The 9,396-nt window shown below is 46.8% G+C and carries 7 protein-coding genes; all 7 read right to left on the bottom strand.

Annotated features, from left to right (window positions below):
• Positions 1-58 precede the first annotated feature (58 nt).
• The 7 genes from U9P07_09300 to U9P07_09270 all read right to left on the bottom strand — a co-directional run bounded on the left by U9P07_09300 (position 59) and on the right by U9P07_09270 (position 9,235).
• On the bottom strand, positions 59-1,060 hold the full coding sequence (locus U9P07_09300; GenBank protein ID MEA2109600.1) for a polysaccharide biosynthesis tyrosine autokinase: 1,002 nt from the start codon (positions 1,058-1,060) through the stop codon (positions 59-61).
• A gap of 27 nt (positions 1,061-1,087) precedes the next feature.
• Positions 1,088-2,062, bottom strand: a complete 975-nt coding sequence (locus tag U9P07_09295; GenBank protein ID MEA2109599.1) for an AAA family ATPase — start codon at positions 2,060-2,062, stop codon at positions 1,088-1,090.
• 12 nt (positions 2,063-2,074) lie between these two features.
• On the bottom strand, positions 2,075-3,682 hold the full coding sequence (locus U9P07_09290; protein ID MEA2109598.1) for an XrtA system polysaccharide chain length determinant: 1,608 nt from the start codon (positions 3,680-3,682) through the stop codon (positions 2,075-2,077).
• Positions 3,683-3,923: 241 nt separating this feature from the next.
• Positions 3,924-5,210: an outer membrane beta-barrel protein gene (locus U9P07_09285; GenBank protein MEA2109597.1), complete on the bottom strand. Its 1,287-nt coding sequence runs from the start codon at positions 5,208-5,210 to the stop codon at positions 3,924-3,926.
• Positions 5,211-5,758: 548 nt separating this feature from the next.
• A complete protein-coding gene (locus U9P07_09280; protein ID MEA2109596.1) occupies positions 5,759-6,352 on the bottom strand; it encodes a polysaccharide biosynthesis/export family protein in 594 nt (197 codons plus the stop codon).
• Positions 6,349-7,806: a sigma-54 dependent transcriptional regulator gene (locus tag U9P07_09275; GenBank protein ID MEA2109595.1), complete on the bottom strand. Its 1,458-nt coding sequence runs from the start codon at positions 7,804-7,806 to the stop codon at positions 6,349-6,351. The genes U9P07_09280 and U9P07_09275 overlap by 4 nt, the downstream gene beginning before the upstream one ends.
• Positions 7,796-9,235 (bottom strand): sigma-54 dependent transcriptional regulator, encoded by a 1,440-nt coding sequence (locus U9P07_09270; protein MEA2109594.1) that lies wholly within the window; start codon positions 9,233-9,235, stop codon positions 7,796-7,798. The genes U9P07_09275 and U9P07_09270 overlap by 11 nt, the downstream gene beginning before the upstream one ends.
• Between the last annotated feature and the right edge of the window lie 161 nt (positions 9,236-9,396).

Below are 9,396 nucleotides of genomic sequence, written 5' to 3'. Positions count from 1 at the left end.
CCTTTAACCTTTAGCCTTTAACCTTTAGCCTTTAACCTTTAGCCTTTAACCTTTAGCCTTATTTGGTTTCCTGGTAATAAAAGCTGGAAGTACGATAATCAGCACCATTAAAAACTATGCCGATAATTTTTTCCCGGTCAATATTCTTCAGCGCCTGTTTAACCACCTCACGATCTGTTTCGCCATATCTCACCACGATAATGATACCATCCACCTGATTGGCAAGAATATCAGCCTCCGTAGTAGACATGAGCGAAGTGGTGTCAAAAATGATATAACGATCCTGATAGCGGGACTGTAAATCCCCGATCAGGTGCTTCATGCGATCAGAGGCCAGCAACTCAGATGGTTTTGCCGGGGCAATGCCCATGGGCAGGATGGTCAGTCGGGACAAATCCGTTTTTACCAGCACCGATGACAGATCAATATCTGAAGTCAGGTAGTTGGAAAGCCCACGATTGAATTCCATTCCCAGATATTTGCTGATTTCCGGTTTACGGAAATCACAATCCACCAGCAGAACGTATTCATCCAGACCCTGGGCCAGGGAGAGCGCCAGGTTAACGGCAATGGTGGTTTTCCCTTCCCGGGGGACGGCACTGGTTACCAGGATGGTCTTGTTGGGCAACCGCTGGGGAGCGCTGAGAATGATCTTTGTCCGCAGCTTTTTCACCTGTTCAGAAGCCAGGGAAAAGGGTTCCGTCAATGATACCAGGTGTTCATCCAGAAGTGCCGGATTCAGATCAATCTTTTGCGAAGTTTTCCGCCCTGAGGCCGCAGTGGCAGGAGTTGGTTTGGGTATTGTTGATTTGGTTACAGTCTGTTTGTCCGGCTCCGGCTGGAGCTCAACTCGCTCACGCTCCAGTGGCTTAGCTGCAATTTCCGGCTCTCTTACCGCACTAGACTCTACAACCGGAATTACCGGTTGTGACTGCGGCTCAGGTTTGGCAATCAGATCTGCCGGTTGTGGTTCTTCAGCCACAGCGTTATCCTGAACAGTTACCACGGTTGCCAGACTTTCCTGCTCAGCTTTTTTTAAAGCATCCTGAATTCTACTCATAATCAAAACTCCAAAAATCGTTCCAGTCTACAAAAGGGAGCGAATAAATGCCATCCCACGATCCAGTTCCTGGCGAAAGGAGACCATTAACAGAATTAAGATAGCCATTAATGCAACAATCCACAGCATGCTTTGCCAGCGGGAAAGATACCTCTTTATGAACACCCCTTTTACTGCAGCAGCCGGGGTATTCTCCCTTTTGAGGGCCAGGTCGGTCACCACTTCCCCAATAATTCCTTCATCAATGCTCCTGATCCCCTGGGCATAACCAATGAGAAGGGCATTATCGCCAATCACATTAATCAATCGGGGAATACCGCCACTATACCGGGCTATCATTTCCAGAGCCCGGTTACTGAAAAGGTTCACATCGGCAGTCCCGGCCACCAACAGCCTTTTCCTAATATAGTCTTTGACTTCCAACAGGCTCAGGGGGGGCAGATGATAACGGATGACCACCCGCTGATTCAGCTGCCGCAATTCACTGCGACCCAGTTTCTCCTTCAACTCCGGCTGCCCCACCAGAACCATCTGCAAAAGCTTGTTTTTCTGAGTTTCCAGATTGGAGAGCAAGCGAATTTCTTCGAGAACCTTGAGACTCAGGTTCTGGGCCTCATCAATAACCAATACCGGAATTTTATGCTCTTTCAAGCATTTCAATAAAAACTCGTTAAATATCCGCAAATTCTCATGTTTATCCTGACTATGGTGCCGGATCCCGAATTCATCAAAAATGGTGGCAAAAAATTCCGTTATGGTCAAAATAGGGTTGAAGATATAGGCAATTTCAACATTTTCATCCAGATTATTCAGCAGATTCTGGATGAGGGTGGTTTTGCCAATCCCCACCTCACCGGTAACCACCACAAATCCCCGCCGCTCACGAATACCATACACCAGGTGCGCATAGGCTTCCCGATAATGGCTATTCAGGTAGAGGAAATGAGGATCAGGGGTTAGATTAAACGGCCGTTCCTGAAAACCGTAAAAGGCGCAATACATGATCACCCATGTTTACAAATGAAAGAAGGTCTGTTGAAACCAGCCGGGAAGGGAAAAGGTCAGTTTAAAATACATAAACCCCAGTCCTCCGGCAGCCAGCATGGCCATGAATATCACCAATACCCCGCCGAGATTTTTAATTTTTCGCCATTTCAACTCTTTTCCGGTCAGAATCTTCGGGATGGTAATCAGTACCGGAACCCCGAGGTCTTCTTCTATATCGGGAACATAGCGATATGATTTGCCCAGAAAATCCAACAGCAAAGCCAGGCCGACGCCAATCCCCAGGCCCAATACCATTCCGGCCAACAGAATTTTTCGCCGATCCGGTTTAAAGGGTTTAACCGGCAGCAGGGCAGGATCCAGGATTTTAAACTGCTCACCCTGCTGCTGCATCTCCAGGTTTTCAGCCAATTGGGCTTCAATTTTCCGATCCAGAAGATTCTGATAATTCTGGTGGAGGTTGCCATAATCACGGGTCAGGGCCACCAGTTCAGCTTCCCGTTTGGGAGCATTTTCCACCTTGGCATTGACCACGTCAATTTCAGCCCGCAGCCGCTTGAGTTCATGCTGTAATTGCAATATCTCATGTCTCGCCAACGTTATCTGGTTGCTGATCTCAACAAATGCCGGGCTGCTCGTACGACTGGCAGATACCTGCGCACCTGCATTTCCCGTCTCAGGCTGTTTACTGGACTCTAGTTTTGCTTCCAGCTTCTTTATTTTTGCCACCATGCTGATGACATCCGGATGGGCATCCGTATAACGGCTCCGCAGTGACGACAAATACTTTTTCATCGCTTCCAGCCGGGCGGCATCCGGATCAACCGCCACCACCTGTCCTTCCACCATCACCGTGTCACTGGAGGTGGGCAGCTGGTTTAATTGCTGCTGCAGTTGAATCTGGCGATCTTTAGCTGCTGCCAGGGCCGCACTTGAGGTCTGATACTGGACCTCCAGACGGTCAAGCATCCTCAGATTGGCATCCTGCTGGTCCGGCAACTCACCCATATATTTTTGCTTGAAGACACTGAGCAGCGCTTCCTTTTCAGCAAGCTGTTTTTCCAGCTTTCCCAGTTCCCGATTCAGGAAATTGGAAGTCTCCCGCGCCTGGCGTTCACGCAGCTTCAAATTCTCCTCAATGTACAAAGAAGCCAGGCCATTGGCCACCTGCATGGCAATCCGGGGATCCGGATTCTGAAAAGTGAGGGTAAATGAATTAACCCCGGTACGGGTGCGCTGATTGACTGAAACATCAATTTTTTGGCGCATCAGTTCAATAATCTCTTCCGGGGCCATTTCATTGACTTCCTTCCGGTAAAGACCATAGCGTTCAATGACCTGCTGCAGCCTGGTCCGACTCATGATCTGCTGGTTGAGGGTCTGCAGGCGGTCAGCTACTGCCGCGGGGACCGTCGAACGGACATAATTTTCCGGCACCTTCTGGGGCACCACCAGGATCGTCGTTGAAGCCTGGTAGATATTGGGAATCGCCAGGGCGAAAATAAAGCTGCCCAGGGTTATCAGGATAAATGGCAGGGTTATCAGCCATTTGTTCCGTAAGAACAGATCAACATACTGTTGCAGCTGCAGCTGTTGACGGTTATCGTTTAAAGCCATGTACCCAACTCCTGCGCGTGGAAATATATCAGCTCAATGTACTTCATAACTTCTTCGGCAACCGACAGGGAAAAATTAAGCAAAAAGGTGGTGGTCAAACAATCTAAAACAAGAGCGGCAAGTTTTTTGCAATCAAGCCGCTCAGTGAAAATTAGCAAATTTTGCTTCGCCTTCTTCGAAGGGGACCGAATTTAATTCTGTCCCCAATCCCGGCAACCGGTAGCTAGAAAACAATCCTCAACTAGAAAATATCCCAATGACCGGTAGCCCGAAAGGCAATCCGGTTGTCGGTATAATCATCCTCATCTAAAGAAGAATCATTCTCGGCATAAGTATAGTCAAGCGACAGCGAAAGCCAGGGTAGCACGGCATAAGCAAGACTGGCATTCACTTCATAACTGTCATCATCATGGGAGCTCAGTTCTTCTTGATAGTCATCATTGCCGATCATGCCGCTGCCGGTTAAAGTCCAGCGGTCGGCAAAGTCATAGGTAAACGCCGCCTGGGCCCGCCAGTACTCCGTATAGCCGTTGTTGTCGCCGCTGAAATTATCCACATCCGTTCCCTGGTCAAATGACAAGGTAAAGGACTGGTGTTCAAAATCACGCACCAGACTGACATGGTAGTTGTTCCCATCCGCATCATCACCATCCCCATCGGTATTGCGGTCATAGCGGCCATAGCTCAGATCAAGGGTATAATGTTCCCAGAAACGGTAGACAATCCCTAAGTTGCCATCATACTCATCCCAGTCTTCTTCCAGGCTGCTATGATCATACTGATAATCAGTGTAACCAATTTCACCATAGACATCGAGGGCGGGAGAAAAAGTATGAGTATAGCGGGTGGTGGCCTCATGGCTGTAAAAATCATCGGGACCTTCATACAACCCCCGGGTAAAAGCATAATCAAGGTCAATCAGATTTTGCTCATCAAAACGAAATCCCAGGTGACCGGTCACCGCGTGTTCCTTGCTGTCTTCCTGTTCTGGATCGTCATTTTGCAAGATTCCGAAACGATAACCGGCTTCAATGAGGCGATCGACACCAAAAGTATAGGTTGCCCTGATACTGCTGTCATTACGGTAAAAAACGTTGCGGCCCTCCCGGTCACCACTGCCAGAAGCACCTTCTTCAAAATCACGACTCTCATCATCGAGAGGATCTTCACTATGCAGGTAATGATTTTCAAATTCCAGGTTCAAAGGCTCCCAAGGCTGGTAATGAACGAGGCCGGTCAGATCATGGGAGATGTAGTTCAGGGAACTGTCATCCATGTAGGTGTTCATCCCCGGTCGGTAAACAATTTCCAGCCCGGCATGTTCGGCCAACATCTGCCAGGAAATTTCCGGTTCCACCATGATATTCCAGTCATCCACTTCATGATCGGGATCAAGGTAGATATTGTCATCGTACTCCAGACCGGTAGAAAGGCCGGCAGCCAGATGATACTGCACCCCGGCAAAAACCGGCTGAATGAAAAAAAACAGCACCAGGATAACCAGCATAATTTTTTGTTTCTTTTTCATCAATCTCCCCTTCATTACCTAAATCTAACCTAAACTGAGCGATTAGCCTTTAGCGGTTAACTATTAGTTTAATGATTACAGGATATTTTGCTATTACAAACGTAAACATTCGACTACGTTTTCAAAAAAAGATAAAAATACTCTCACAGAGGCACAAAGTCACAGAGAACCAGAGTCATTTGCCCTCTGTGACTCCGTGTCTCTGTGAGAAATAATAAAAATTTGTCAATCTATAGACAAAGTCGAATATTTACTTACAAACTTTCACCCGTTGGGTGTTATTTCTCATTAACGTAACGCCTTTATTTTTCAAGGCTAAACGCTGATAGCTAACAGCTAATCGCTTAACTTAGGTCTAAATTAAGCTATTAGCCCTTAGCTATTAGCTGTAAGCTCAATGAATTCAGGATGTTTCGTTATTTGCAGCTTTAATCCGTTTGGTGTTTTAAGTTGTTCAGTTAATGACTTGATTTTACTTAGCTAAATGCTAACAGCTCACAGCTAATGGCTCAGCTTAGGTTCAATCAAACAGACTTTCAGCCCTTTGATTACTGGACAATCAGCCGGTCATTTTTATGTAGATAGATATCAGGTGCCGCCCCGGAAACAATTTTATCATAGTTGATACGATAATGCTTTTCCTGCCCAGTCTCCTGGCGTACCAGAACAATTTTATCTGGGGTGGCCCATTCAGCAAAGCCACCGGCCATGGAAATCGCCTGCAAAACTGTGGTATTACTGCGAATGGGAAAAGCTCCGGGAGCAATGACCTTGCCAACAATAAAGATCTTGAAACTGTTAATGGCATTCAGTGAAACTGAAACATTCGGGGTTTCTATATACTTGGCATAGCGTTTGGTCAGCACCTCGGTCAACTGCTTGACATTTAAGCCTTCAGCCTGAACATCTCCCACCAGAGGCAGGGAAATCAGTCCATCAGGCCTGACGGTTGCATCCCGGGAAAGATCCTGGTCTTTCCATACCTCCACATGCAGGACGTCTTCAGGTCCGATGACGAATTGATCCTTGGAAAAACTCATTGGCGCTTCCGCTGAGCTTATCTCAGGAAAATCAGCGGTCACACATCCCAACAAACAGCCAACCAGCAAAATATTCAATCCAACCAAGAGCATTTTTTTCATCTTTTCAGCCCTCCTTCTCCCCCATCTGTCAGCGAATCTTCATCATGAATCATCGACCTCACTTCTCCTTCAGGATGCAAACCACATTCTTTAATCTTTGTCAATAAACTCTTGTAACTGATTTTAAGATACGAGGCAGTTTTGACCCGGTTCCAGCCGGTTTTTGCCAGCGCTTTTTCAATAATTAAACGTTCGGCCCGACGGGCCGCTTCCTTCTCAAAAACTTTCAACTCCTGGACATCATCAATGGCAATCATTTCCTCCAGATTATGACTCAGGCCAACCCGCTTTTTAGCCGAAATCTCGGAAATTGCCGGCGTTTCATCACCAAAAATAACTACCCTTTTAATCATGTTTTCCAATTCTCGCACATTTCCCGGCCATTGATAATTAAGCATCAGTCGCAAAAGCTTCCGACTGAAGTTCATGGGTTTCCGATTATACTGCCGGGAGAACTGTTCAAGAAAATATTCGGCGATATGGGGAATATCATCCACCCGCTGCCGCAGAGGAGGTAAAAATATTTCCACCACCTTTAACCGATAATAAAGATCCTGGCGGAACCGGCCCTCGTTCACTGCCTGCTCAATATCCAGGTTGGTGGCTGAAACAACCCGCATATCAACCTGCACATCACGATCAGATCCCAATGGCGAGAAGCTGCCATCCTGCAACACCTGTAATAATTTGGACTGGAGAATCGGATTAATTTCACCAACTTCATCGAGATATATTGTCCCACCACTCGCCGCTTCAAATTTACCGGTTTTACGCTCCCCGGCTCCGGTAAACGCGCCTTTTTCGTAACCAAAAAGCTCACTTTCAATCAATTCAAGGGGAATTGCCGAACAATTGACTTTAACAAAGGAACCGTTGGCCTGCAGTGAATGGGCGGCAATAACTTTTGCCAGCAGGTCTTTTCCGGTTCCACTTTCACCCCGAAGCAGGATCGGAACATCCGTATCAGCCACCTGATCAATAATAGAGCGGATCGGCACCATCATCCTGGAACAGCCAAAGATAAGGTCATAAAGATCATATTCTTTCAGTTGTTGCCGTTTATTCCTTACCTCGCGAGCTAAAGCTTTCCGCTCCAGGACCTTCCGTATCCTTATTTTGAGCTCCAGAGCATCAAAGGGTTTACTGATAAAATCATCCGCTCCCGACTTCATCGCTTTTACCACCACATCAATGGAATCATGAACCGAAAGGGCAATAATGGCTATTTCCTGATTAATGCTGCGGCAGGTCTCGATGATATCCACCCCATCTTTGCGGGCAGAAATATCAATAACAACCAAATCGGTCTTTAGTTGACGAAGTTGGTCCAGGGCCTCGCCGGCATTACGGAAAGTTGAAACCAGAAACTCCGGCTGGTCAAGAATAGTCTCTATCAATCCCTGAACCACCGGATCATCAACCAGCAACAGCAGATGGAAGGAATCAGAACCCATTACGTTCTCTCATGTTTACCTTTTCAATACCGCAGGCTTTCAACTTTAGCAAAAAAGTTTTATAGCTCACCTGCAAGAGACGAGCGGCCTTTTTCTTATTATACTTGACCTTTTCCAGCACCTGCAAAAGGTAGGAACGGTCCTCAGCTGTCACAATCTGTTTCACCATCTGCCGCAAAGGAAGAGGCTTATTTTGCGCCAGCAGCAAGGATATTTCCTGCAGGTAGGGAGATTCATGAGGGGATGACTGCTTCTCTTCTTTGTTCAACTGAGCCTCAGCCTTCTGCCAGCCGCTGCCGCTTCCCAGGATCACAAATCTTCTGATCCAGTTTTCCAGCTCCCGAACGTTACCCGGCCAATTCCTGGCAAGCAGTCCATCGATAATTTTGCGGGATATTTTTCTTCTACGGCCATAACGTTTATTGTAAATCTGCAGAAAATGATCAATCAACAACGGGATATCATCTTTTCTTTTATCCAGAGAGGGGACATAAATATTAACCACATTAAGCCGGTAATATAAATCTGAACGGAAAAAACCTTTTTTAATTTCCTCTTCAAGATTACGGTTTGTTGCCGCCAGGATACGACAATGGACCGCTATTTCTTTCACCCCTCCCAGGCGGGTACAAGCCTTATCCTGCAGAACCTGTAAAATTTTGGTCTGCAGGGGCAGACCCATTTCCCCGATTTCGTCAAGAAATATAGTTCCTTTACCGGCCTGTTCAAACTTTCCAAGCTTGTTGCGCAAGGCCCCGGTAAACGCTCCTCGGTCGAAACCAAACAACTCACTTTCAAGCAGATTTTCCGGTAGCGCCGCGCAGTTTATTTTTATGAATGGCTCTTCAGCCCGCCGGGATAAAAAATGCAGACGATTGGCAACCAGTTCCTTACCAACACCGGTGTCCCCATGGATCAACACCGTAACATCCGTATCGGCAATTTGTTCGATAACCTCCTTAACCATTTTCATGGAATCACTCTGGGAGATAATTTTACGAATGCTTCTATTGGGCAACCGTGAAGAAAGTTGTTCCTTCTCCTCTTTCAAGCGCTTTTCTGCCAGAACATTATTAATGGTCAGGAGCAATTCAGTATTATCAAAGGGTTTTCTGGCATAATCCCAGGCACCGGCCTGCATGGCCTCAACTACAACATCTGAACGGTCAATGGCTGAGAGCATCAGCACCGGCAATACGGGAAAACGTTGATGAATCTTTCGCAGTAAAGCAATACCGCTCATCCCCGGCAACATAATATCCAGAATCACCAGATCAAAACTATTTTGCAACAGCTTTTCCCATGCCGTTTCCGCATCATATGCCATCTCGGCATCATAACCATTCTCGCCCAGCAAACTGGCCAGGCATGAACAGATTATCTCTTCATCATCAACCACCAGGACGGCTATTTTATCGGCAATATCCATAACTAAGGTATAAGGTTCAAGGTTAAAGATGTAAGGCTAAAGGGTTCCCCGTACACCGTAACAGGATTAATGACTACAAACCCTCAACTTTCTGACTTGCGTTGTCAGGGACATAATTACCGGATGTTCGGGCTTAGCTCATAGCGGTATTGGCCGCCGAA

It is taken from the genome of Pseudomonadota bacterium (assembly GCA_034660915.1).
In the GTDB taxonomy this organism is placed as follows: Bacteria; Desulfobacterota; Anaeroferrophillalia; order Anaeroferrophillales; family Anaeroferrophillaceae; genus DQWO01.
Note: the sequence above shows the minus strand (reverse complement) of the source record. Positions and strands in the feature narration are given on the sequence as shown.

Bases quoted from the DNA above. Each gene is read 5' to 3' on its own strand.
- U9P07_09275 (MEA2109595.1), bottom strand. From the start codon at position 7,806: ATGGGTTCTGATTCCTTCCATCTGCTGTTGCTGGTTGATGATCCGGTG.
- U9P07_09280 (MEA2109596.1), bottom strand. From the start codon at position 6,352: ATGAAAAAAATGCTCTTGGTTGGATTGAATATTTTGCTGGTTGGCTGT.
- U9P07_09295 (MEA2109599.1), bottom strand. From the start codon at position 2,062: ATGTATTGCGCCTTTTACGGTTTTCAGGAACGGCCGTTTAATCTAACC.
- U9P07_09300 (MEA2109600.1), bottom strand. From the start codon at position 1,060: ATGAGTAGAATTCAGGATGCTTTAAAAAAAGCTGAGCAGGAAAGTCTG.
- U9P07_09270 (MEA2109594.1), bottom strand. From the start codon at position 9,235: ATGGATATTGCCGATAAAATAGCCGTCCTGGTGGTTGATGATGAAGAG.
- U9P07_09285 (MEA2109597.1), bottom strand. From the start codon at position 5,210: ATGAAAAAGAAACAAAAAATTATGCTGGTTATCCTGGTGCTGTTTTTT.
- U9P07_09290 (MEA2109598.1), bottom strand. From the start codon at position 3,682: ATGGCTTTAAACGATAACCGTCAACAGCTGCAGCTGCAACAGTATGTT.